The sequence below is a fragment of the Pseudomonas sp. B6002 genome (assembly GCF_013385985.1).
GTDB lineage: Bacteria > Pseudomonadota > Gammaproteobacteria > Pseudomonadales > Pseudomonadaceae > Aquipseudomonas.
The window spans coordinates 256,762-280,644 of the sequence record NZ_JACAOY010000012.1 but is presented as its reverse complement, the minus strand read 5'-3'; the positions used below and the strand labels follow the sequence as shown (position 1 = coordinate 280,644).

18 protein-coding genes are annotated in these 23,883 nt (G+C 60.5%); 15 read left to right on the top strand and 3 right to left on the bottom strand.

Annotated features, from left to right (window positions below; genetic code table 11):
• The first annotated feature begins 30 nt into the window (after positions 1–30).
• A complete protein-coding gene (gene rpmE / locus HX792_RS17370) occupies positions 31–249 on the top strand; it encodes a 50S ribosomal protein L31 (RefSeq protein ID WP_010213765.1) in 219 nt (72 codons plus the stop codon).
• A 293-nt stretch (positions 250–542) separates the two neighbouring features.
• Positions 543–1,811 (top strand): malic enzyme-like NAD(P)-binding protein, encoded by a 1,269-nt coding sequence (locus HX792_RS17365; protein WP_176997232.1) that lies wholly within the window; start codon positions 543–545, stop codon positions 1,809–1,811.
• A gap of 195 nt (positions 1,812–2,006) precedes the next feature.
• Here HX792_RS17365 and HX792_RS17360 read toward each other — a convergent pair whose 3' ends face one another.
• Entirely contained in the window at positions 2,007–4,469 is a 2,463-nt protein-coding gene (locus tag HX792_RS17360; protein WP_371319365.1) for a penicillin-binding protein 1A, read from the bottom strand.
• Between the two features lie 222 nt (positions 4,470–4,691).
• Here HX792_RS17360 and pilM point away from each other — a divergent pair, with 222 nt between their 5' ends.
• From pilM to HX792_RS17300, 12 genes are all read left to right on the top strand, one after another.
• Positions 4,692–5,345, top strand: a complete 654-nt coding sequence (pilM, locus tag HX792_RS17355) for a type IV pilus assembly protein PilM (RefSeq protein ID WP_176997473.1) — start codon at positions 4,692–4,694, stop codon at positions 5,343–5,345.
• The gene (locus HX792_RS17350; RefSeq protein ID WP_176997230.1) at positions 5,345–5,896 is read left to right on the top strand and encodes a PilN domain-containing protein; all 552 of its coding nucleotides are present in this window, start codon (positions 5,345–5,347) and stop codon (positions 5,894–5,896) included. Before pilM ends, HX792_RS17350 begins: the two co-directional genes overlap by 1 nt.
• Positions 5,893–6,864, top strand: coding sequence for a pilus assembly protein PilP (locus HX792_RS17345; protein WP_176997229.1), 972 nt, complete (start codon positions 5,893–5,895; stop codon positions 6,862–6,864). Before HX792_RS17350 ends, HX792_RS17345 begins: the two co-directional genes overlap by 4 nt.
• Before the next feature lie 69 nt (positions 6,865–6,933).
• Positions 6,934–8,259 (top strand): type IV pilus secretin PilQ, encoded by a 1,326-nt coding sequence (locus HX792_RS17340; RefSeq protein WP_176997472.1) that lies wholly within the window; start codon positions 6,934–6,936, stop codon positions 8,257–8,259.
• 4 nt (positions 8,260–8,263) lie between these two features.
• Positions 8,264–8,782, top strand: a complete 519-nt coding sequence (aroK, locus tag HX792_RS17335; protein ID WP_017138567.1) for a shikimate kinase AroK — start codon at positions 8,264–8,266, stop codon at positions 8,780–8,782.
• A gap of 124 nt (positions 8,783–8,906) precedes the next feature.
• The gene (gene aroB / locus HX792_RS17330) at positions 8,907–10,007 is read left to right on the top strand and encodes a 3-dehydroquinate synthase (RefSeq protein WP_176997228.1); all 1,101 of its coding nucleotides are present in this window, start codon (positions 8,907–8,909) and stop codon (positions 10,005–10,007) included.
• A gap of 10 nt (positions 10,008–10,017) precedes the next feature.
• On the top strand, positions 10,018–11,577 hold the full coding sequence (locus HX792_RS17325; RefSeq protein ID WP_176997227.1) for an SPOR domain-containing protein: 1,560 nt from the start codon (positions 10,018–10,020) through the stop codon (positions 11,575–11,577).
• Between the two features lie 349 nt (positions 11,578–11,926).
• Positions 11,927–16,372: a glutamate synthase large subunit gene (gene gltB, locus HX792_RS17320; RefSeq protein ID WP_176997226.1), complete on the top strand. Its 4,446-nt coding sequence runs from the start codon at positions 11,927–11,929 to the stop codon at positions 16,370–16,372.
• 32 nt (positions 16,373–16,404) lie between these two features.
• Positions 16,405–17,823 carry an FAD-dependent oxidoreductase gene (locus HX792_RS17315; protein WP_010213750.1) on the top strand — a complete coding sequence of 473 codons (1,419 nt, stop codon included), beginning with the start codon at positions 16,405–16,407 and terminating at the stop codon, positions 17,821–17,823.
• Between the two features lie 244 nt (positions 17,824–18,067).
• Positions 18,068–19,135, top strand: a complete 1,068-nt coding sequence (gene hemE, locus HX792_RS17310; RefSeq protein WP_176997225.1) for a uroporphyrinogen decarboxylase — start codon at positions 18,068–18,070, stop codon at positions 19,133–19,135.
• Positions 19,136–19,269: 134 nt separating this feature from the next.
• Positions 19,270–19,521 (top strand): helix-turn-helix transcriptional regulator, encoded by a 252-nt coding sequence (locus HX792_RS17305; RefSeq protein ID WP_176997224.1) that lies wholly within the window; start codon positions 19,270–19,272, stop codon positions 19,519–19,521.
• Positions 19,514–20,785 carry a type II toxin-antitoxin system HipA family toxin gene (locus HX792_RS17300; protein ID WP_176997223.1) on the top strand — a complete coding sequence of 424 codons (1,272 nt, stop codon included), beginning with the start codon at positions 19,514–19,516 and terminating at the stop codon, positions 20,783–20,785. The genes HX792_RS17305 and HX792_RS17300 overlap by 8 nt, the downstream gene beginning before the upstream one ends.
• 24 nt (positions 20,786–20,809) lie before the next feature.
• On the opposite strand, the gene HX792_RS17295 is transcribed toward HX792_RS17300, so the two are convergent.
• Positions 20,810–22,084, bottom strand: coding sequence for an MFS transporter (locus HX792_RS17295; protein ID WP_176997222.1), 1,275 nt, complete (start codon positions 22,082–22,084; stop codon positions 20,810–20,812).
• A 124-nt stretch (positions 22,085–22,208) separates the two neighbouring features.
• On the opposite strand from HX792_RS17295, the gene HX792_RS17290 reads away from it, so the two are divergent.
• Positions 22,209–23,102: a LysR family transcriptional regulator gene (locus tag HX792_RS17290; RefSeq protein ID WP_176997221.1), complete on the top strand. Its 894-nt coding sequence runs from the start codon at positions 22,209–22,211 to the stop codon at positions 23,100–23,102.
• A gap of 321 nt (positions 23,103–23,423) precedes the next feature.
• Here the strand turns inward: HX792_RS17290 and HX792_RS17285 are convergent, their stop codons facing one another.
• A complete protein-coding gene (locus HX792_RS17285) occupies positions 23,424–23,867 on the bottom strand; it encodes a hypothetical protein (protein WP_176997220.1) in 444 nt (147 codons plus the stop codon).
• Between the last annotated feature and the right edge of the window lie 16 nt (positions 23,868–23,883).

The window sequence follows — 23,883 nt, the reverse complement described above, 5'->3', positions numbered from 1 at the left end:
AGTGGCGGCACGCTAGCCCGAGGAAGTGCCATGAAAGCCGATATCCATCCAGCGTACGAAACCATCGAAGTCACCTGCAGCTGCGGCAACAAGTTCGAAACCCGTTCGAACCTGTGCAAGCCACTGGGTACTGACGTATGCAACGAGTGCCACCCGTTCTACACCGGTAAGCAGAAGACTCTGGACACCGGCGGCCGTGTACAGCGCTTTGCTGACCGTTTCGGTGCTTTCGGTGCCAAAAAGGCCTAAGGCCGATCAACCTGGAAAGCTGCGGTTTTCCATGCTGATGAAAGAGGCGCCCCTTGTGGGCGCCTTTTTTGTGCCTGTGATTTGGCGGGAAGCTCGATAAATCGGTCTTGAAGAAAAAATTGTAGACATTTTTTAAGTCGATTGTGAACAGTTGAGCCCTTGTATCCCGTGGGTCTTGGCCGAAAGTCGTAGCGCAGGGCCCTTGACACCTGTGACTGCCCAGTCTTGTGGGGACTTTGCGACACGCGTATCCTCGGCGGTCCGTCGACCAACAGTAAAAGCGGAATGCCGATATGTCTGATTTGAAAACTGCCGCTCTCGAATATCATGCCCATCCTCGTCCAGGAAAGCTGAGTGTAGAGCTCACCAAAGCCACTGCCACCGCTCGCGACCTGTCGCTGGCCTACAGCCCTGGTGTTGCCGAGCCCGTACGTGAAATCGCCCGCGACCCTGAACTGGCGTACAAGTACACCGGCAAAGGCAACCTGGTTGCAGTGATTTCCGATGGCACCGCGATTCTGGGCCTGGGCAACCTCGGCCCATTGGCTTCCAAGCCAGTCATGGAAGGTAAAGGCGTGCTGTTCAAGCGCTTTGCCGGCATCGACGTTTTCGACATCGAAGTCGACTCCGAAAGCCCGCAGGCTTTCATCGACACCGTCAAGCGCATTTCCATCACCTTCGGTGGCATCAACCTGGAAGACATCAAGGCACCTGAGTGCTTCGAGATCGAAAAGGCCCTGATCGAACAGTGCGACATCCCGGTATTCCACGATGACCAGCACGGCACCGCGATCGTCACCGCGGCCGGCATGATCAACGCCCTGGAAATCGCTGGCAAAACCCTGTCTGACGCCAAGATCGTCTGCCTGGGCGCTGGCGCTGCGGCCATCTCCTGCATGAAGTTGCTGGTGAGCATGGGTGCCAAGCTGGAAAACATCTTCATGGTCGACAGCAAGGGCGTGGTCCAGTCCGAGCGTACCGACCTGAACCAGTACAAGGCGATGTTCGCCCACGCCACCGAGAAGCGCACCCTGGCTGACGCCCTTGACGGTGCAGACGTGTTCGTTGGCCTGTCCGGCCCGAACCTGTTGAGCGCTGAAGGCCTGAAGTCCATGGCGGCCAACCCGATCGTGTTCGCCTGCTCCAACCCTGATCCAGAAATCTCTCCGGAACTGGCTCACGCCACCCGTAGCGACGTGATCATGGCAACCGGCCGTTCGGACTACCCGAACCAGGTCAACAACGTGCTGGGCTTCCCGTTCATCTTCCGTGGTGCCCTGGACGTTCGCGCCAAGCGCATCAACGAAGAAATGAAAGTAGCGGCTGCCAATGCCCTGCGTGAACTGGCCAAGCTGCCGGTTCCTCAGGAAGTGTGCGATGCCTACGGTGGTATCAAATTGGAATTCGGTCGTGAGTACATCATCCCGAAACCAATGGATAAGCGCCTGATCACCCTGATCTCCGATGCCGTGGCCAAAGCTGCCATCGAGACCGGCGTGGCTACCCTGCCGTATCCGAAGCACTACCCGCTGAAAAGCGTGGATGATGTGTTCAACGGCTAAGCCGTTGTAGCGCACCAACAAAAAGCCCCGGCTCTTGCGAGTCGGGGCTTTTTTTGTACCTGAATTTTGTTGCCTGACACGGTCCTTGTAGGAGCCGGCTTGCCGGCGATGGCGACCCCAAGGTCACCGCAGGGCTTGAAGGCCCCATCGCCGGCAAGCCGGCTCCTACAAGGTTGATCGTGCCCGCGACGGCCGTCAGAACAGGTCGATCGGCGCCGCCTCATCCGCTGGCAGCGGGCTGCCCGGTGCAACGCCATTGCCCAGCTCGTTGACCGACGGCGGCGTGTCTTCGCTCTTGAACAGTTCGAAGTACGCATTCGGCGTGCTTGGCGAGGCCGCACGGCCGCTGACCGGGTCGATCCGCAGGCTGAGAATGCCTTCCGGCTCTGGCTGGGTGTGCAGTGGCTTGTCCTTGAGGGCTGCACCCATGTAGCTCATCCAGATCGGCAGCGCCACGGTGCCACCGAACTCACGGCGGCCCAGGCTTTCCGGCTGGTCGTAGCCGGTCCAGACGGTGGTCACGTAGTCGGCGTTGTAGCCGGAGAACCAGGCATCCTTGGAATCGTTGGTCGTACCGGTCTTGCCCGCGATGTCCGCACGGCCCAAGGCCAGGGCGCGGCGGCCGGTGCCTTTCTTGATCACGTCCTCAAGGATGCTGTTGAGGATGTAGGTGGTGCGGCCATCCACCACGCGCTCGGCAACTGCGGGTGCCTGTGGGTCTGCCGGTGCAGTCGTGCCTGCGGCTGGCGCTGTGCCCGGCGTCGGTTCGATGGTGATACCGCCGTGGCTCGGCGCTGCCAGGCCATCGGTAGCGGCTACGCCGTTGACCACATCGCCTGGCACCCGTGGCGGGTTGGCGGTGAACAGGGTGTCGCCATTGCGGCTTTCGATCTTGTCGATCAGGTACGGCGAAATTTTGTAGCCACCGTTGGCAAAGGTGCTCCAGCCCGTGGCAATTTCCATGGGCGTGAGGGTCGCGGTGCCCAACGCCAGGGACAGGTTTGGCGGCAAGTCCGACTTGTTGAAGCCAAAGCGCGTGATGTAGTCGATGGTTTTGCCGACGCCCATCGCTTGCAGCAAGCGGATCGACACAAGGTTACGCGACTTGTACAGCGCCTCACGCACGCGGATCGGGCCGAGGAAGGTGTTGGTGTCGTTCTTCGGGCGCCAGACCTTGTCCAGGTACTCGTCGACGAACACGATCGGTGCATCGTTGACCAGGCTCGCGGCAGTGTAGCCGTTGTCCAGGGCGGCGCTGTAGATGAACGGCTTGAAGCTCGAACCCGGCTGGCGCTTGGCCTGGGTGGCGCGGTTGTAGTTGCTCTGCTCGAAGGCAAAACCACCGACCAGCGCGCGAATCGCACCGTTCTGCGGGTCCAGGGACACCAGCGCACCTTGGGCGAGCGGTACCTGGCTGAATTTCAGGCTGTCATCCTTCTGGCGCTGCACGCGGATCAGATCACCCACTTGCGCAACGTCAGACGGCTGCTTGGGCATCGGGCCCATGCTGTTGGTGTTCAGGAATGGGCGTGCCCACTTCATGCTGTCCCAGCTCACATGGGCTTCGCCGGTGCGGGTCAGCACTTGCACGCCATCTTTCTTCACCTGGGTGACGATGGCCGGTTCCAGCCCGCTGATCGGGCGCTGTTTGCCCAGTTCGGTGGTCCAGGCGCTCAGGGTCTTGCCCGGCAGGCGCGACTCGGGGCCACGGTAGCCGTGACGCTGGTCATAGGTGATCAACCCGGAGTGCACCGAGTTGTTGGCGATTTCCTGCAGGTCGCTCGGCACGGTCGTGGTCACGCGGAAACCTTCGGTGTAGGCGTCGCTACCATAGCGGCCGACCAATTCGGCGCGGGCCATTTCAGCGATGTACGGCGCGTTCACTTCCGGCGTCGGCACGTGGTAACTGGCGTTCAGCGGTTCGGCTACCGCGCTTTCATAGGCGGCCTGGTCGATTTTGCCCAGCTTGTACATGCGCCCCAGGATCCAGTCGCGACGCTCTTTGCTGCGCGCCGGGTTGGCCAGGGGGTTGAAGCGTGAAGGGGCTTTCGGCAGGCCGGCAATCATGGCCATCTGCGCCAGGCTGGCGTCACGTATGGACTTGCCGTAATACACCTGGGACGCGGCTTCGATCCCGTAGGCGCGGTTACCCAGGTAGATCTTGTTCACATACAGCTCAAGGATCTCGTCCTTGGTCAGCTGACGCTCGATTTGCAGGGCCAGCAGGATCTCGGTGGCCTTGCGCGAGAAGCTGCGCTCGCTGGTGAGAAAGAAGTTCTTCGCCACCTGCATGGTGATGGTGCTGCCACCGGATTGAATGTGTCCGCTTTTTACCAACTGCGTGGCTGCACGCACCAGGCTGCTGGGGTCGACGCCGTAGTGGTTGGCGAAATTATCGTCCTCGGCCGACAGCAAGGCGCTGATGAAATTAGGCGGAATATCGGCGAAACGGATCGGTGTGCGGCGCATTTCGCCGAACTCCGCGATGAGCTTTTCATCGCTGCTGTAGACCCGCAAAGGAATCTGCAACTGGATACTTCTGAGGGCCTCTACGGAGGGCAAACCCGGACTAAGGTAGAGGTAGGCACCGCTGAGCACGAGCAGCAGCCCGCAGACAATCGCGACAATGGAGTACCCGAAAAACTTCAGCAGACGAATCAAGGCTTTTGGATTTCCAGAGAAAAGAAAGAGTTACGCGTCGGGGCATGCATGGCAAACGATGGATCGACCCGAGCTGCAGATAAAAAGCGGGAAAAAACGCTGGGCATTAAAGCATTTTTCGGCTTGGGGCGTCATTCGCACCACTTAAACAAGCCGACCGAATGCAGGGCGCCCAGCGGCAATCAGGCTGGTATGACAGGCAAAGTTTTAGGGAGTTTTATGAGAAAGGGATTTTTCAGGCGAAAAAACGACAGCATCCTGGGTATCGATATCAACGATGCCGGGATCAAGCTGATTGAGCTGGGTCGTTCAGGCAGTGGGTTTACGGTGCGGGGCTATGCCACGCAGGCGTTGGCGGCCCATGCCGTGGTTGATGGCACATTGCTGGATCTTGAGGCGGTCGGGCACGCCTTGCACGAGGCTGTGTCCCGGTCGCTGGCCTCCACACGGCTGGCGGCGGTTGCCGTTGCCGGGCCTTCAGTCATTACGCGAGTGATCGAGCTGGAGGCAGGGCTCAGCGACGAAGAAATGGTCTGGCGGATCCAGATGGAAGCCGACCAGTACATTCCCTACCCGCTGGATGAGGTGGCCATCGACTTTCAGGTCAAGGGACCTTCACCCCAGGACCCTGCCCGGGTAGAGGTGCTGCTGGCTGCCTGCCTCAGGGAGCAAGTCGAAGCGCGCGCATCGGTTTTGACCCGCGCCGGCCTCGTGGCGCAGGTGGTGGACGTCGAAGGGTTTGCATTGGAGCGCGCTTGCAGTCAGGATTTCGCCAGCTTCACGCCGGGCCATCGAGTCGATGGCGCACAATGGGCCGTGGATGCCCAAGGGATGGGAATTGCTTGCGGGTTGGCCCTGAGGAGTTTTGCTTGATGACACGCATCAACCTTTTGCCTTGGCGCCAGGCGCTGGAGCAGCGCAAGCGCAAATACTTTCTGATGTTTTTGCTGGCGTTCGGCTGTGCCGCACTCGCAGCGGTGTGGCTGGCAGACCAGGTGATCGATCAGGCCATCGACCGACAAGTGGCGCGCAACAGCCATTTGAACAAGGAAGTGGCGGTTGTCGACGCGCGTATCAAGACCATCGACAGCCTGCAGGAGCAGAGCCAGCAATTGGCTGAGCGGATGAAAGTCGTGCAGGACCTGCATGATGCCCGCTCCTCCAGCACCCAGATGTTTGATCAACTGGCCCGGGCGGTGCCCGAGGGCGTGCACCTGCACGAAGTGGTGGCCAACGGCGACACGATCAGCGTCAGCGGCAGTGCCGAATCCAGCCAGGATATCGCCCAACTGATGCGGCGCCTGGAGGCTTCGCAAGGTACCCATGCCACGCAGTTGCAGCATGTGCGTGCAGAGGGCGGGCACGGAAACAACGAGTTTCAATTGATGGTGCGCCAGGGTGAGTCCACCGAGGCTCAGCCTTGAGCCTGCCCAGGCTCGACTTATCCACACTCTCTCACAACGCTACCAAATGGCCCCTGCCGGGTAAGGCCCTGTTGGGCTGCGCGCTCGCAGGCGTGGTGTTGTGGGTGGGTGATGGGTTGGTCATGGGCCCATCCCGTGAGCAGTTGAAGGCGGCTGAGGCGCGTGAAGTCGTCTTGCAGCATGAGCTTGAGCAAAAAAACGCTGTTGCTTCCAGTCTCGACAGTCGCACGCGTCAGGTTCAGGTGATGCAGGACAACGTGTCGGGGCTTTTACGGCAACTGCCCGGTGTGTCCGACATGCCTGGCTTGTTGGATGACATCACGCGACTGGCCGCGGCCAACGGTTTGGTGGTCGAGGATGTCACCGTGCTGGATGAACAGTCTGGTGCGCTTTACATCGAGGAGCCCGTGCAGCTCAGTGTGTTCGGCGGCTATCACGACTTGGCGGCTTTCGTCAGCGCCCTGGGTGGCTTGCCGCAAATCGTCACAGTGCATGATTTGGCGCTTCGCCGGGACGGCCCGATGCTGCGTCTCGATCTACTGGCAAAGGCCTATCGCAGCGCATCACCGCACGGCAAGCCTGGCTTGCCAGTCGAACCGGGGAAGCGTTTTGTCTACGCGGCGTCTTCCCTGCGTGACCCCTTTCAGTCGGCGGTGGCGCCAATCGATTATCTGCCTGGCCGGCCTGCGCACGCGCCGGATCTGACCCGGGCCCGTGGGGTGCTAGAAAGTGTGTCGGTCGACCGGTTTGAAATGGTCGGCACGCTGTCACGTGGCGGGCAAACCTTTGTCCTGCTGCGTGCTGGGGCAAAAGTGCACCGGCTCGCGGTGGGTGACTACCTGGGGCCGAACCATGGTCGGGTGACTGCCATTCAGGCCGGTCATGTGGAGCTGGCCGAGTTGTTTCCCGATGAGCGGGGTGCCTGGCTGGAGCGCTCGCGAATTCTCTTGTTAAACGTCAACTCATAACGGAATCAAACAATGAAAAGGACTTTTTCGTCCTTCGGTGTGGCGCTATGGATAGCGTTTACAGCACCGATGGCCTTCGCTGTGCCCAATCGCGTGGATCTGATCCAACTGCCACCACCTGTCAGTGCGCCTGTGAGCACCTATAGCGGCGACAAGTTGAGTCTCAACTTTCAAAACATCGAGCTGCGCACCGTGTTGCAGCAAATTGCCGACGTGGCCGGCTTGAACCTGGTGGCCAGCGATGAGGTGCAAGGCTCGATCACGTTGAGGCTCAAGGACGTGCCGTGGGATCAGGCGCTGGACCTGGTGTTGCAAAGCAAGGGTTTGGACAAACGAGTGCAAGCGGGGGTGTTGCTGGTGGCGCCTGCCGAAGAGCTCGCTGCCCGCGAACTGCTGGTGCTGGAGTCGCGCAAGCAGATAGCCGAACTGGCGCCCTTGCGTCGCGAGCTGTTGCAGGTCAACTACGCCAAGGCGGCTGACCTGGCCAAGTTGTTCCAGTCGGTGAGTGGCCTGGAAGGTGTCGCGGATGAGCGGGGCTCAGTGGCAGTCGATGATCGCACCAATAACATCATTGCCTACCAGACCGGCGAGCGACTCGACGAGTTGCGACGCATCGTGGCGCAGTTGGATGTGCCAGTGCGCCAGGTGATGATTGAGGCGCGGATTGTCGAAGCCAACGTCGATTACGACAAAAGCCTGGGCGTACGCTGGGGTGGTCGGCTAAACCGGGGCAATTGGAATGCGGGGGGGATAAACAAGCCGCTCGCCGAAGGCGCCGAATTGCCGGAAAACCCACCCAGTTCGCCGTTTGTCGACATGGGTTCGCTGGCGGGGACTTCCGGCCTCGGCCTCGCCTTTATCACCGACAACCTGTTACTGGACCTTGAGCTGACCGCCATGGAGAAAACCGGCAACGGTGAAATCGTCTCGCAGCCCAAGGTGGTCACGTCAGACAAGGAAACCGCGCGCATCCTCAAGGGCACCGAAATTCCCTACCAGGAATCCAGCTCCAGCGGCGCCACGTCGGTGTCCTTCAAGGAGGCCTCGCTGTCGCTGGAAGTAACCCCGCAGATCACCCCCGATGGCCACGTGTTCATGGAGGTCAAGGTCACCAAGGACGAGCCCGACTACCTGAACAAGCTCAACGACGTACCGCCGATCAAGAAAAACGAGGTCAACGCCAAGGTGCTGGTCAAGGATGGCGAGACCATCGTCATCGGTGGGGTTTTCTCCAATACCCAAAGCAAAGTGGTAGATAAGGTGCCATTTTTGGGCGATGTGCCGTATCTTGGCCGCCTTTTCCGGCGCGATGTGCTGGCGGAGAAAAAATCCGAGCTGCTGGTATTCCTGACTCCGCGTATTATGAATAACCAGGCGATTGCTGTGAGTCGTTGATTCTGTGCGAAATTTGATTCTTGTAGGACCGATGGGGGCTGGAAAAAGCACCATCGGCCGTTTGCTGGCCAAAGAGCTGCGCCTGCCGTTCAAAGATTCCGACAAGGAAATTGAATTGCGCACGGGTGCCAATATCCCATGGATCTTCGATAAGGAAGGCGAACTGGGCTTTCGCGACCGCGAGCAGGCGATGATTGCCGAACTGTGCGGCTGCGATGGCGTGGTATTGGCGACCGGTGGTGGCGCAGTGATGCGCGATGAAAACCGTCGCGCGCTGCATGCCGGTGGTCGGGTGGTCTATCTGCATGCGTCGGTCGAGCAGCAGGTGGGCCGCACTGCCCGCGATCGCAATCGCCCGTTGCTGCGCACGGCTGATCCTGCAAAAACCTTGCGGGATTTGCTGACGCTGCGCGACCCGCTCTATCGGGAAATCGCCGATCTGGTGGTGGAAACCGATGAGCGGCCACCCCGAATGGTCGTCCTCGACATTCTGGAGCGCTTGCAGCAGCTGCCACCCCGTTAAAGCCAGGCCCGAAATGCGCTATTCTCGGCGGCGCGCCATTGCCCTTCGGAGTGTGGCGTAGAGCCATCAGGCAACGTCAGATCCGAGCGTTGCCGATCGTAAATATATCTTCACGCGGGGACACATGCAGACACTTAAGGTCGATCTAGGCGAGCGCAGCTACCCAATCCATATTGGCGAAGGTTTGTTGGACAACCCCGACTTGCTGGCACCGCATATCGCGGGGCGGCAAGTGGCGATCATCTCCAACGAAACGGTCGCGCCGCTGTATCTTGAGCGTCTGAGCCGCAGCCTGGCGGCGTACTCGGTGATCTCGGTGATCCTGCCCGATGGCGAAGCCCACAAGAACTGGGAAACCCTGCAACTGATTTTTGATGGCCTGCTGACCGCACGCCATGATCGCCGCACCACCGTAATTGCCCTGGGCGGCGGTGTGATCGGCGACATGGCCGGCTTCGCGGCCGCCTGCTACCAGCGCGGTGTGGACTTTATCCAGGTGCCGACCACGCTGTTGTCCCAGGTCGATTCGTCGGTGGGCGGCAAGACCGGTATCAACCACCCGCTGGGCAAGAACATGGTGGGCGCGTTCTACCAGCCCAATGCCGTGCTGATCGACACTGCCACCCTCAACACCTTGCCGCCCCGCGAGCTGTCGGCGGGCCTGGCGGAAGTCATCAAGTACGGGCTGATCTGCGACGAACCGTTCCTGACCTGGCTTGAAGAGCACGTCGACGCCCTGCGCAACCTGGACCAGGTTGCACTCACCGAAGCCATTTCCCGCTCCTGCGCCGCCAAGGCGTTGGTGGTGAATGCCGATGAACGAGAGTCTGGCGTGCGGGCCACCTTGAACCTGGGCCACACCTTCGGCCATGCGATCGAAACGCACATGGGCTATGGTGTGTGGTTGCATGGAGAGGCCGTGGCGGCTGGCACAGTGATGGCGCTGGAGATGTCGCAGCGCCTGGGCTGGATCACCGCCCAGGAGCGTGATCGCGGCATTCGCCTGTTCCAGCGCGCCGGGTTGCCGGTTATCCCGCCGCAGGAGATGACCGAGGCGGATTTCCTCGAACACATGGCAATAGACAAGAAAGTGATCGACGGTCGACTGCGACTGGTGCTGCTGCGCCACATGGGTGAAGCGGTGGTGACCGACGATTATCCGAAAGAGATTTTACAGGCCACGCTGGGAGCGGATTACCGCGCCCTGGCCCAGCTTAAAGGTTAATAAGATCCCGATGACTAGTTTGCATGCCGACGAGGCGTTCCTCGGCCATTACCAGTTAAGCCACGACCCTTTTGCTCCACGGGTGCCGGGCTTCAAATTTTTCCCGGCCCAGCGCAAGCCAGTGCTCGGCCAGTTGCACCATCTGGCGCGTTACAGCCAGCTGTTGTTGGTGGTAACCGGGCCTTTGGGCAGCGGCAAGACCCTGCTGCGCCAGGCGCTGGTGGCCAGCACCAACAAGCAATCGGTACAGAGTGTGGTGGTATCGGCCCGTGGTGCCGGTGATGCGGCGGGCGTGCTGCGCCAGGTCGCCCAGGCACTGGATGTGGCCACTGCCGAGCCGAACGCGATCCTCAAGCAGGTTGTTCAGCTGGGCCTCACCGGTCAAGAAGTCTACCTGCTGGTAGATGACGCCGAGCAGCTCGACGAATCCGCCCTGGAAGCGCTGCTGGCGCTGGCAGCGGGCACGCCGGAAGGTCGTCCCCATGTATTCCTGTTCGGTGAGTCGTCGTTGATCGCCGATCTGGAGCAGATCAGTGGTGATCAAGAGCTGTTTCACGTCATCGAGCTGCAACCGTACGAAGAGGAAGAAACCCGCGAATACCTGGCTCAGCGCCTGGAAGGTGCGGGGGCGGGTATCGAACTTTTCTCCGCCCAGCAGATCTCTGATATTCACGAAAGCTCCGACGGCTGGCCTGGCACCATCAACCAGGTTGCCCGCGATGCAATGATCGAAGCCATGATTGCCAGCCGCTCTGCGGTGAAGCGTCCAAAGATGGGGTTCACTATGCCTAAGAAGCACGTATTGGCTATTTCCGCGGTTGTCGTGGTTGCTGTAGCCGCCGCCTGGTTGATCCCGGGCCGCAGCAAGGCACCGACGACTGCCGGCGCGCCAACCGAACAGGCGCAGTTGCCTCTGGGCAAACCCACGCCAAATGTCGAATTTGCCAACTCCGGCCAGCCGACCAACCTGCCGATGGTCGGCCAACCGGTCATGCGCGGCCCGTTGGCTGAAGAAGCCGGTGGTATCTCCGAAGGTGACAACGGTGTGCCGGTGGAAGGTTCCAGCGCGACGCCGCCAACCGTGACCACCACTGCACCGCCTGCAGGCGTGCCAGCGGGCCAGCCAGCGGCGGTTGCCAAGCCGACCCCTGCGCCGACCGTTGCCACCGCCAAGCCGGCGCCTGTGACCAAGCCGGTTGCCCCTGCGCCAGTCGCCAAGCCAGCTCCAGCGGCCAAGCCTGTTGAAAAACCGGCCGCCACCGTTGCCAAGGCCGGTGCCGCGGGCAGCAGCTGGTACGCCAGCCAGCCGACCGGCAACTTCGTGGTGCAGATCCTTGGCACCAGCTCCGAAGCCAACGCCCAGGCGTTCGTGAAAGAGCAGGGCGGCGAGTACCGTTATTTCAAGAAAGTGCTCAACGGCAAGCCTCTCTACGTGATCACCTACGGCAACTTCTCCAGCCGTGCAGCAGCCGATTCTGCTATCAAGGCCTTGCCAGCGAAGGTTCAGGCTGGTAAACCTTGGCCACGCACTGTTGCCAGCGTTCAACAAGAACTCGCAACAACTCGCTGAAGATCCGGCGGCCTTACCCAGGCTGCCCTCCCGGCACCTCAAAAAAACTACAACAGCGTGCAGCCCTGAAGGCCGCGCGCTTTGTGGTGTCTGCGTCACGTAGCTTTTGAGTCGTAGCGGTCCGAACTAAAAAAGTTTTGACTAGCACAGCATATCGCTTTAAACCTTTCATAAATGCGACATAGATTTGCGACATTTCGTCGCTAAATTTGTGAGCGTTCGTGTCGGTGTGTACAATGACCTCCCTTTTGCCCCCGCTAAGCCGGCGTACGTTCGGCGTGGAAGGTAACCGGTTGAATTGAAAAGAAATTTGCCTCGATATAAGAGGCAGCCTGGTGAGAAAGTGTCTATGAAAGCAGGTCTGTACCAACCCGATGAATTCAAGGATAACTGCGGTTTCGGCCTGATAGCCCACATGCAGGGCGAGCCCAGTCATACCCTTTTGCAAACGGCCATCGAGGCCCTGACCTGCATGACCCACCGCGGTGGGATCAACGCCGACGGCAAGACCGGTGACGGTTGTGGCTTGCTGATTCAAAAGCCCGACCTGTTCCTGCGTGCTGTCGCAAAAGAGCAATTTGCAGTCGACCTGCCCAAGCAATACGCCGTGGGCATGGTGTTCTTCAACCAGGACCCGGTCAAAGCCGAAGCTGCTCGCGAGAACATGAACCGCGAGATCCTGGCTGCCGGCCTGCAACTCGTCGGCTGGCGCAAAGTGCCCATCGACACCAGCGTACTCGGCCGCCTGGCCCTGGAACGCCTGCCGCAGATCGAACAAGTGTTCATCGCGGGCGACGGCCTCAGCGACCAGGACATGGCGATCAAGCTGTTCAGCTCCCGTCGCCGCTCGTCCGTGGCCAACGCCGCCGACACCGACCACTACATCTGCAGCTTTTCCCACAAGACCATCATTTATAAAGGCCTGATGATGCCGGCGGACCTCACCGCCTTCTATCCAGACCTGAGCGATGAGCGCCTGCAAACCGCGATCTGCGTGTTCCACCAGCGCTTCTCCACCAACACCCTGCCGAAATGGCCGCTGGCCCAGCCGTTCCGCTTCCTCGCCCACAACGGCGAGATCAACACCATCACCGGTAACCGCAACTGGGCCGTGGCCCGTCGCACCAAGTTCACCAACGACTTGATGGACCTGGAAGAACTCGGCCCGCTGGTCAACCGCGTGGGTTCCGACTCCTCCAGCATGGACAACATGCTCGAGCTGATGGTCACCGGCGGCATCGACCTGTTCCGTGGCGTGCGCATGATCATTCCGCCAGCGTGGCAGAACGTCGAAACCATGGACCCGGACCTGCGTGCGTTCTACGAGTACAACTCGATGCACATGGAGCCGTGGGACGGCCCGGCCGGCGTGGTCATGACCGACGGTCGCTACGCAGTGTGCCTGCTCGACCGTAACGGTCTGCGCCCGGCGCGCTGGGTCACCACCACCAACGGTTTCATCACCCTGGCGTCGGAAATCGGCGTGTGGGACTACAAGCCCGAAGACGTGATCGCCAAAGGCCGCGTAGGCCCTGGCCAGATCCTGGCCGTGGACACCGAAACCGGGCAGATCCTCGACACCGACGCCATCGACAACCGCTTGAAGTCGCGTCACCCGTACAAGCAATGGCTGCGCAAGAACGCCCTGCGCATCCAGGCAACCATGGAAGACAACGACCACGGTTCGGCTTTCTACGATGTCGACCAGCTCAAGCAGTACATGAAGATGTACCAGGTCACGTTCGAAGAGCGCGACCAGGTGCTGCGTCCGCTCGGCGAGCAAGGCTACGAAGCCGTCGGTTCCATGGGCGATGACACGCCGATGGCCGTGCTGTCGCAGCGCGTGCGCACGCCGTACGACTACTTCCGCCAGCAGTTCGCTCAGGTGACCAACCCGCCGATCGACCCGCTGCGCGAAGCCATCGTGATGTCGTTGGAAGTGTGCCTCGGTGCCGAGCGCAACATCTTCCAGGAATCCCCTGAGCATGCGTCCCGCGTGATCCTCAGCTCGCCTGTGGTGTCCCCGGCCAAATGGCGCTCGTTGATGACCCTGGATCGCCCGGGCTTCGACCGTCAGATCATCGACCTGAACTACGACGAGAGCCTCGGCCTTGAAGCCGCTGTGCGCAACGTCGCCGACCAGGCCGAAGAAGCCGTGCGCGCCGGCCGTACCCAGATCGTGTTGACCGACCGTCACATTGCCCCGGGCAAGCTGCCGATCCACGCCTCCCTGGCCACCGGCGCGGTGCACCACCGCCTGACCGAGAAAGGCCTGCGCTGCGACTCCAACATCCTCGTCGAAACTGCCACCGCCCGTGACCCGCACCACTTTGCGGTGTTGATCGGCTTTGGCGCCTCGGCGGTGTACCCGTTCCTGGCCTACGAAGTGCTGGGCGACCTGATCCGTACCGGTGAAGTACTGGGCGACCTCTACGAGGTGTTCAAGAACTACCGTAAAGGCATCACCAAGGGCCTGCTGAAGATCCTGTCGAAGATGGGCATTTCCACCGTCACGTCCTACCGTGGTGCTCAATTGTTCGAAGCCATCGGCCTGTCCGAAGAGGTCTGCGAACTGAGCTTCCGTGGCGTGCCAAGCCGCATCAAGGGCGCGCGTTTCGTCGACATCGAAGCCGAGCAGAAAGCCCTGGCAGCCGAAGCCTGGAGCGCGCGCAAGCCGATCCAGCAAGGCGGCCTGCTGAAGTTCGTGCACGGTGGCGAATACCACGCGTACAACCCGGACGTGGTCAACACCCTGCAAGCCGCTGTGCAGCAGGGCGACTATGCCAAGTTCAAGGAATACACCTCGCTGGTGGATAACCGCCCGGTGTCGATGATCCGTGACCTGTTCAAGGTGAAGACCCTGGACACAGCCATGGACATCAACGAAGTCGAGCCGCTGGAATCGATCCTCAAGCGCTTTGACTCCGCCGGTATTTCCCTGGGTGCCTTGTCGCCTGAGGCTCACGAAGCCCTGGCCGAAGCCATGAACCGCCTGGGTGCGCGTTCCAACTCCGGCGAAGGCGGTGAAGACCCGGCGCGCTACGGCACCATCAAGAGCTCGAAAATCAAGCAGGTCGCGACCGGCCGCTTTGGTGTCACCCCGGAATACCTGGTCAACGCCGAAGTGCTGCAGATCAAGGTGGCCCAGGGCGCCAAGCCCGGTGAAGGCGGCCAGCTGCCAGGCGGCAAGGTCAACGGCCTGATCGCCAAGCTGCGTTATGCCGTGCCGGGCGTGACCCTGATCTCGCCTCCACCGCACCACGACATCTACTCGATTGAAGACTTGTCGCAGCTGATTTTCGACCTGAAACAAGTCAACCCGCAGGCGCTGGTCTCGGTGAAACTGGTAGCCGAAGCCGGCGTGGGCACCATCGCTGCTGGCGTGGCCAAGGCCTATGCCGACCTGATCACCATCTCCGGCTACGACGGCGGTACCGGCGCTTCGCCGCTGACCTCCATCAAGTACGCCGGCGCACCGTGGGAACTCGGCCTGGCCGAAACCCACCAGACCCTGCGCGGCAACGACCTGCGCGGCAAGGTGCGTGTACAGACCGACGGCGGCCTGAAAACCGGCCTCGACGTGATCAAGGCTGCGATCCTCGGCGCCGAAAGCTTCGGCTTCGGGACTGCGCCAATGATCGCTCTGGGCTGCAAATACCTGCGCATCTGCCACCTGAACAACTGCGCCACCGGCGTTGCCACCCAGAACGAGAAGCTGCGCAAGGATCACTACATCGGCACCGTCGACATGGTGGTGAATTTCTTCACCTACGTCGCCGAAGAGACCCGTGAGTGGTTGGCCAAGCTGGGCGTGCGTTCCCTCGAAGAGCTGATCGGCCGTACCGATCTGCTGGAAATCCTCGAAGGCCAGACCGCCAAGCAGCACCACCTGGACCTCACGCCGTTGCTCGGCAGCGATCACATCCCGGCTGACAAACCGCAGTTCTGTGGTGTGGACCGCAACCCACCGTTCGACAAAGGCCTGCTGGCCGAGAAGATGGTGGACATCGCCGGTCGCGCAATCAGCGAAGCCAGCGGTGGCGAGTTCGAACTGGATATCTGCAACTGCGACCGTTCCATCGGCGCGCGCATCTCCGGTGAAATCGCACGCAAGCACGGCAACCAGGGCATGGCCAAGGCGCCGATCACCTTCCGCTTCAAGGGCACTGCGGGCCAAAGCTTTGGCGTGTGGAACGCCGGTGGCCTGCACATGTACCTGGAAGGCGACGCCAACGACTACGTGGGCAAGGGCATGACCGGCGGCAAGCTGGTGATCGTTCCGCCTAAAGGCAGCGTCTACAAGACCCAGGACAGTGCCATCATCGGCAACACCTGCTTGTACGGCGCCACCGGTGGCAAGCTGTTCGCAGCCGGTACTGCCGGTGAGCGTTTCGCCGTGCGCAACTCCGGTGCCCACACCGTGGTGGAAGGCACGGGCGATCACTGCTGTGAGTACATGACCGGGGGCTTTGTCGCGGTACTGGGCAAGACCGGTTACAACTTCGGTTCGGGCATGACCGGCGGTTTCGCCTACGTGCTCGACCAGGACAACACCTTCGTTGACAAGGTCAACCACGAGTTGGTCGAGATCCAGCGGATCAGCGGCGAAGCCATGGAATCCTACCGGAACCACTTGCAGCACGTGCTGGACGAGTACGTCGAGGAAACCGGCAGCGAATGGGGCCGCAACCTCGCCGAGAACCTCGATGATTACCTGCGTCGTTTCTGGCTGGTCAAGCCCAAGGCTGCCAACCTGAAGTCGTTGCTTTCCAGCATCCGTGCCAACCCGCAGTGATATGCGCCTGAAGAGTTTGATGAGGTTTTAACATGGCTGAACGTCTGAATAACGACTTCCAGTTCATCGATGTCGGGCGCAAAGATCCGAAGAAGAAACTGTTGCGTCAACGCAAGAAAGAGTTCGTGGAAATCTACGAACCCTTCAAACCCCAGCACTCGGCCGACCAGGCCCACCGCTGCCTGGGGTGCGGTAACCCGTATTGCGAATGGAAGTGCCCGGTGCACAACTTCATTCCCAACTGGCTCAAATTGGTGGCCGAGGGCAACATCCTCGCTGCCGCCGAGCTGTCGCACCAGACCAACACCCTGCCGGAAGTCTGCGGCCGGGTGTGCCCGCAAGACCGTCTGTGTGAAGGTGCCTGCACCCTCAACGACGGCTTCGGCGCGGTGACCATCGGTTCGGTGGAGAAGTACATCACCGACACCGCGTTTGCCATGGGCTGGCGCCCGGACATGTCCAAGGTCAAGCCAACCGGCAAGCGCGTCGCCATCATCGGTGCCGGTCCTGCTGGCCTGGGTTGTGCGGACGTGTTGGTACGCGGCGGCGTGACCCCGGTGGTGTTCGACAAGAACCCGGAAATCGGTGGCCTGCTGACCTTCGGCATCCCCGAGTTCAAGCTGGAAAAAACCGTACTGAGCAACCGTCGCGAAGTGTTCACCGGCATGGGCATCGAGTTCCGCCTGAACACCGAGATCGGCAAAGACGTGACCATGGAGCAACTGCTCGAAGAATACGATGCCGTGTTCATGGGCATGGGCACCTACACCTACATGAAGGGCGGCTTTGCCGGTGAGGACCTGCCAGGCGTCTACGACGCGCTGGACTTCCTGATCGCCAACGTCAACCGCAACCTGGGCTTTGAAAAGTCGCCGGAAGACTTCGTCGACATGAAGGGCAAGAAGGTTGTAGTGCTGGGCGGTGGTGACACCGCGATGGACTGCAACCGTACCTCGATCCGCCAGGGCGCCAAGTCGGTGACCTGTGCCTATCGTCGTGACGAAGCCAACATGCCGGGATCGCGCAAAGAGGTGAAGAACGCCAAGGAAGAAGGCGTGAAATTCCTCTACAACCGTCAGCCGATTGCCATTGTCGGTGAAGACCGTGTCGAAGGCGTGAAGGTGGTCGAGACCCGTCTCGGCGAGCCGGACGCCCGTGGCCGTCGCAGCCCCGAGCCGATCCCGGGCTCCGAAGAGATCATCCCGGCCGACGCCGTGGTCATCGCTTTCGGTTTCCGCCCAAGCCCGGCGCCGTGGTTCGAGCAGTTCCAGATCCAGACCGACAGCCAGGGCCGCGTCGTAGCCCCGGAACAAGGCCAGTACAAGCACCAGACCAGCAACCCGAAGATCTTTGCGGGTGGCGACATGGTGCGTGGTTCTGACCTGGTGGTGACCGCGATCTTCGAAGGCCGCAACGCCGCCGAAGGGATCCTGGATTACCTGCAAGTCTGACCCCGATCCCGAGCTGAAATGGGATCAAAAATGTGGGAGCTGGCTTGCCTGCGATAGCGATGTAACAGTCACCGGATGTATCGACTGAACCACCGCAATCGCAGGCAAGCCAGCTCCCACATTTGTTTTGCGCAGGTTCAAGTTATTGTCGTAAATCAACCCGATAGACAAAAGGCACGGCTCACTCCGTGCCTTTTGCGTCTGGCTCTGAGAAAATGCCCGCACTTTTTTTGCGGATGCCGACATGACTGCCCTCAAGAACGACCGTTTCCTTCGTGCCCTGCTCAAGCAACCCGTGGACGTCACCCCTGTGTGGATGATGCGCCAAGCCGGTCGCTACCTGCCGGAATACCGCGCCAGCCGCGCCAACGCCGGTGATTTCATGAGCCTGTGCATGAACCCGGAGTTCGCCTGCGAAGTCACGATGCAGCCTTTGGACCGCTACCCGCAACTGGACGCGGCCATCCTCTTTTCCGACATTCTCACCATCCCTGACGCCATGGGCCAAGGCCTGTACTTCGAAACCGGCGAAGGCCCGCGTTTCAAGAAAGTCGTGAGCACCCTGGCTGACATCGAAGCCCTGCCGATCCCTGATCCGCACAAAGACCTCGGTTACGTGATGGACGCCGTCAGCACCATCCGCCGCGAGCTCAACGGCCGCGTGCCGCTGATCGGCTTCTCCGGCAGTCCATGGACCCTGGCCACTTACATGGTCGAAGGCGGCTCGTCGAAAGACTTCCGCAAGACCAAGGCCATGCTCTACGACAACCCGCAAGCCATGCACCTGCTGCTGGACAAGCTGGCGCAGTCGGTCACCTCCTACCTCAACGGCCAGATCATGGCCGGCGCGCAAGCGGTGCAGATCTTCGACACGTGGGGCGGCAACCTGTCGGCGGCGGCGTATCAGGAGTTCTCCCTGGCCTACATGCGCAAGATCGTCAGCGGCCTGATCCGTGAACACGAAGGCCGCAAAGTGCCGGTCATCCTGTTCACCAAGAACGGCGGCCTGTGGCTGGAAAGCATCGCCGACGCTGGTGCCGACGCACTGGGCCTGGACTGGACCTGCGACTTGGGCGAAGCCCGCCAGCGCGTGGGCAACCGCGTCGCGCTGCAAGGCAACATGGACCCGACCGTGCTCTACGCCAAGCCGGAAGCGATCCGCACCGAAGTCGGCCGCATCCTGGCCAGCTACGGCAAAGGCACCGGGCACGTGTTCAACCTGGGCCACGGCATCACACCGGAAGTGAACCCGGAGCATGCGGGCGCGTTCCTGCGTGCGGTGCATGAGCTGTCGGCGCAGTATCACGAGTGATTACTGCCCGATGAAAACGCCCGGCTTTTGCCGGGCGTTTTTGTTTGAGGGCAACGGACGTAAGGTGCTTGTAATGTCCGCTATCTCGGACATAATTCTGATATTCGTATTGAATGTCCGTTATGGGTAACATTATGTTGCTAGTCAATCCACCAGATCTGGGTGACAGGATACGACAACTGCGTCGCGCCAAAGGCTACAGCCAGGCGCAACTGGCGGACCGGGCCAAGTGCAATCGCAAGACCATCATGGATCTGGAGGCGGGTGAAAACGTCGCGATGTACACGGTGTTCCGAGTGGTCTCTGCACTGGGGATGGCCCTGGAAGTCGTCGATAAACGTATCGATCTCAAGTCCCTGGCCGATCTGGTGGAGCACGATGAGTAGAGTCAAGCTGCTCAACGTCGTCACGCCTCAGGGGCTTTCAGGTGTGTTGTCCAAAGGCTCGCAGTTCTCGTTCGCCTATTCATCCGCTGATGCGGGGCGCGAAGCATCGTTGGTCATGCCCTACGATCCGACGCCCTCTATCAGCAACGTGCTGCATCCGATTTTCGATATGAACGTACCAGAAGGTTTTCTGGCCGATCAGATCAAACGACGGATGGCCAAGCACATGCAGGTAGACGAGATGCGCCTGCTATCAGTGATCGGCGGTAACCAGATTGGGCGGCTTACCTATGCGAATCCTGTCGAGGCGTCAGTTCCCGTGAGGGCTCAGGTAGGGCTCCAGCAAATACTGTCAGCCGATAACGCTCAAGGCGTATTCGAGTTTCTGGTGGAGACGTATTTCGAGTCGGGTATTTCTGGTGTGCAGCCCAAGGTGCTGGTGCCTGATCTGGACAAGCTGGGTGGCAATCGTAAAACCATGCTCAGTTCTGACCTGATCGTGAAGTCGGGTGCCGATGAGTACGCTTACCTGGCCCAGAACGAGTTCCTTTGTATGGAAGCTGCTCGCATCGCGGGCATGGAAACTCCGCCTTTCTGGTTGTCCGAAGGTGGAGATCTATTTGTCATGGAGCGCTTCGATTTAACCCCGGCCGGACGACTTGGCTTCGAAGACATGGCTGTTTTGTTGGGACTCCATAAAGACCCTCATGACAATTACAAATATTCCCAGAGTTACGAAACCCTGGCTGCCGTCATCAATCATGTTTGTGCAGAGTGTGAGCCGATACGTGAACTTGAACGTTTTTTCTCTTCGGTTTGCCTGTCGGTCATGGTGCGTAATGGCGATGCTCACCTGAAGAACTTTGGTGTGATCTACACCCATCCAGGCGCGCGCGAAACGGTGCAACTGGCCCCTGTGTTCGATGTCACCACCACCACGGTGTATGAGAACTACAACCCAAAGTCGGGTCGATCATTGGTTGATCGCACCCTGGCAATTAAAATGAACAAGGTGAAGGCTTACCCGGACCGTCAGCAACTGATGGAGTTTGGCCGCAAATACTGTGCAGTCGAGAAGCCTGGGATGATCATCGAGCGAGTTGCAGAGGCGATGTCCGAGGCGCTCATCGAGCATCGAGCTCGCATCGATGGCGAGCTGTTTTCGGCGATGCAAGCCGAGTGGGACGGAGGGCGTGCCATGGCGCTCCATGATTCGGTGTCCACCGGAATGAAACGAAAGCCTGTTGTGAAAAAACCGCTATGAAGCGGTTTTTTGTTCAATACGACTTCATGCCGCCGTTTGCCCCAACGGCGGCAATTTCGCCAGCTTCAACGCCACCAGCAACGCGCCAATCAACAGCGCCACGATAAACGCCCCAATCCCGTTCCATCCGGCAAAGTGCCAGAAGAACCCGCCCGCCGTCCCCGCAATACTCGACCCCACGTAGTAGCAGAACAGGTACAGCGACGACGCCTGCCCCTTGGCCTTTACTGCGCGGCGGCCGATCCAGCTACTGGCCACGGAGTGGGCGCCGAAGAAGCCGAAGGTGAAGATCAGCATGCCTGGCACCACCAGCCACAGTGGGGTGAACAGGGTGAGCGCCATGCCGGCCAGCATCAACACGATGGTGCCCCACAGCACGCGACGGCGGCCGAGGCGGTCGGCCAGGGAGCCGATTTTGGCCGAGCTGTAGATGCCCGAGAGGTACACCAGCGACAGCAGGCCCACCACGGCCTGGCTCAGGTCATAGGGATCGGCCAGCAGGCGATAGCCGATGTAGTTGAACATCGTCACGAACGCGCCCATCAGCAGGAAGGCTTCTAGAAACAGCCACGGCAGGCCGGCGTCCTTGAAGTGCATGACAAAACCATCGAGCAAGGTGCGCGGCTTGAGGCTGCTGGCGCGGAAGTTGCGCGATTCGGGGAGGATTTTCCAGAACACCGTGGCGGCGATCAGGGCCAGGGCGCCGATGATCAGCATTGCGGTGTGCCAGCTTACAAAATCGATCAGCACGCCGATGATTAGCCGCCCGCTCATGCCGCCAATGGCGTTGCCGCCGATGTAGAGCCCCATCGCCAGGCCGATGTGCTGGGGGTGGATCTCTTCGCTCAGGTAGGTCATCGCAACGGCGGCCAGGCCGCTCAGCGACAGGCCCACCAATGCGCGCATAAACAGAATGCCCTCCCAGGTCGGCATCAGGCCGCTGGCGATCGTCGCGAGTCCGGCGCAGAACAACGCAGAAACCATCACCCGTTTACGCCCCAGGGTGTCGGAGATCGGCCCGGTAATCAGCAGGCCCAGCGCCAGCATCGCGGTCGCCACCGACAGGATCAGGCTGCTTTGCGCCGCATTGATGGAAAATTCGTGGGACAGCGCCGGCATCATCGGTTGTACGCAGTACAGCAGGGCAAAAGTGGCGAAACCACCGGAGAACAGCGCCAGCACCGTGCGCATGAACATCGGCGTGCCTTTTTCGATGTACTGCTCGTTGAGCTGGGCGACGACTTCGTCCAGGGCAGTGGGTGGGGCTTCTTGAGCAAGTGGAGCGACAGCAGCTTTCACGGGGACCTCGGGGAGGAAGAGCAGGCCAGGACTGGCACTGCAAAAAAGAATATAGCTGGCTAATGATTCTTTCCAATATATTGTTCGACCTGTTTGAGAGCTTTTACGACCTAATGAGGTTTGCATGGAATTGCGTCACTTGCGGTACTTCATCGCCGTCGCCGAAGAGCTGCATTTCGGCCGCGCCGCGCAGGTGCTGGGCATCTCGCAACCGCCCCTGAGCCAGCAGATCCAGGCGCTGGAGCAGGAAGTGGGGGCGCGGTTGTTCGAGCGTACCAACCGTCGGGTCGAGCTGAGCGAGGCGGGGCGACTGTTCCTGCACGAGGCGCGATTGGTGCTGGCCCAGGTCGACAAGGCTTCCGATGTGGCGCGGCGTGCACAACTGGGGGAATTGGGTGAGCTGAAGATCGGTTTCACCTCCTCGGCACCGTTCAACGCCAGCATCCCCAAGGCGATCTTTGCGTTTCGCCAGGCGTTCCCGGCGGTGCATTTGAACCTGCAGGAAATGAGCAGCACCGAAGTGGCTGACTCGCTGGTGGATGAGTCGATTCAGGTGGGGTTGATGCGCCCGCTGCCGCTGCCGGATTCCCTGAGTGTGGTCGAACTGATGCGCGAGCCACTGGTGGCCGTATTGAGCGCCGGCCACCCACTGGTGCAAGGTAGCGAACGAGGCCTGCACCTGGCGCAGTTGGCGCAGGAGCCGTTCGTGTTTTTCCCGCGCAGTTATGGCAGTGGCCTCTACGCCCAACTGATCAACCTGGCGCGAGATGCCGGTTTCAGCCCGCACTTCGCCCAGGAAGCCGGGGAGGCCATGACCATCATCGGCCTGGTAGCGGCGGGGTTAGGCGTATCGGTGCTGCCAGCGTCTTACCAGCGCATCCGGATCGACGGGGTGGTCTATCGCACGCTGCTGGATGAGGAGGCGATGACGGCGGTGTGGCTAGTGCAGCGCAAAGGCGTGCAAACGCCGATGGCAGAGGCGTTTGTGGAGTTGTTGACGCGCAAGGCCATTCAATAAAAAACGGACTTTAAAACGAAGCAGCTCTTTGTGGGAGCTGGCTTGCCTGCGAATGTGGTGGGCCAGTTGGCAGGTGTGTCGACTGACACTCCGCATTCGCGGGCAAGCCCGCTCCCACATTTGATCGTCGGTATTTTCCAGCTGTCTTTGCTTCAGGCATACTGCCCGTGTTCCCGCAAAGGGGCTTGTGAGACTCTGAGGATCCTGGGTAACCAGCCATCGTAGAGCCAGACAGGACGCGGCGATGACAAGCCAACCTGTTTGTGAAGAGGGCGCCGAAAGGCGCCCTTTGTCGTTTCTGGAGAAACCACAACCTCAGCTTTACTGGGTGGTGCCCGTCTGCCCAAACGACTGCGCCGCCGAGCCCGCTTCATTCATGCCATTGCTACGCAGCGCCGCCATGATGTCGCGGTCGAGCATGCTCACCCAGCGGTTGTAGTTGCGATGGATCGTGCCGTCCTTGTAGCCCAAATCGCGGCTGTCGCGGTAGGTGATGGCGTAGCTGTTGCGGGTGTAGCGGATGTCGATGGCGGCATAAAACTGGTTACGCACATTGATTTCGGCCTGCACCAGCTGCGGGCTCAGGCGCTGGACCGTCCATTCGCGCTTTTGCAGGGCGTTGACGATGATCACCTTCATTTTCTCTTCACTGACCTGGGCGTTGGCCGGCAGGTCGTGCTGGGTGTTGAGGATCGGCTTGTTGGTGCAGCCGGCGGTGACCAGCAGGGCCAGGGTGATCAGGGTGGCGCGTAGCAAGGAAGACATTCCGTATTCTCCAATC

Excerpts from the sequence above, each read along its gene's own strand:
- HX792_RS17350 (WP_176997230.1), top strand. The coding sequence starts at position 5,345 with ATGACACGCATCAACCTTTTGCCTTGGCGCCAGGCGCTGGAGCAGCGC.
- rpmE (WP_010213765.1), top strand. The coding sequence starts at position 31 with ATGAAAGCCGATATCCATCCAGCGTACGAAACCATCGAAGTCACCTGC.
- HX792_RS17300 (WP_176997223.1), top strand. The coding sequence starts at position 19,514 with ATGAGTAGAGTCAAGCTGCTCAACGTCGTCACGCCTCAGGGGCTTTCA.
- HX792_RS17290 (WP_176997221.1), top strand. The coding sequence starts at position 22,209 with ATGGAATTGCGTCACTTGCGGTACTTCATCGCCGTCGCCGAAGAGCTG.
- HX792_RS17285 (WP_176997220.1), bottom strand. The coding sequence starts at position 23,867 with ATGTCTTCCTTGCTACGCGCCACCCTGATCACCCTGGCCCTGCTGGTC.
- HX792_RS17365 (WP_176997232.1), top strand. The coding sequence starts at position 543 with ATGTCTGATTTGAAAACTGCCGCTCTCGAATATCATGCCCATCCTCGT.
- HX792_RS17315 (WP_010213750.1), top strand. The coding sequence starts at position 16,405 with ATGGCTGAACGTCTGAATAACGACTTCCAGTTCATCGATGTCGGGCGC.
- HX792_RS17325 (WP_176997227.1), top strand. The coding sequence starts at position 10,018 with ATGACTAGTTTGCATGCCGACGAGGCGTTCCTCGGCCATTACCAGTTA.
- pilM (WP_176997473.1), top strand. The coding sequence starts at position 4,692 with ATGAGAAAGGGATTTTTCAGGCGAAAAAACGACAGCATCCTGGGTATC.
- HX792_RS17340 (WP_176997472.1), top strand. The coding sequence starts at position 6,934 with ATGGCCTTCGCTGTGCCCAATCGCGTGGATCTGATCCAACTGCCACCA.
- HX792_RS17305 (WP_176997224.1), top strand. The coding sequence starts at position 19,270 with ATGTTGCTAGTCAATCCACCAGATCTGGGTGACAGGATACGACAACTG.
- hemE (WP_176997225.1), top strand. The coding sequence starts at position 18,068 with ATGACTGCCCTCAAGAACGACCGTTTCCTTCGTGCCCTGCTCAAGCAA.
- gltB (WP_176997226.1), top strand. The coding sequence starts at position 11,927 with ATGAAAGCAGGTCTGTACCAACCCGATGAATTCAAGGATAACTGCGGT.
- aroB (WP_176997228.1), top strand. The coding sequence starts at position 8,907 with ATGCAGACACTTAAGGTCGATCTAGGCGAGCGCAGCTACCCAATCCAT.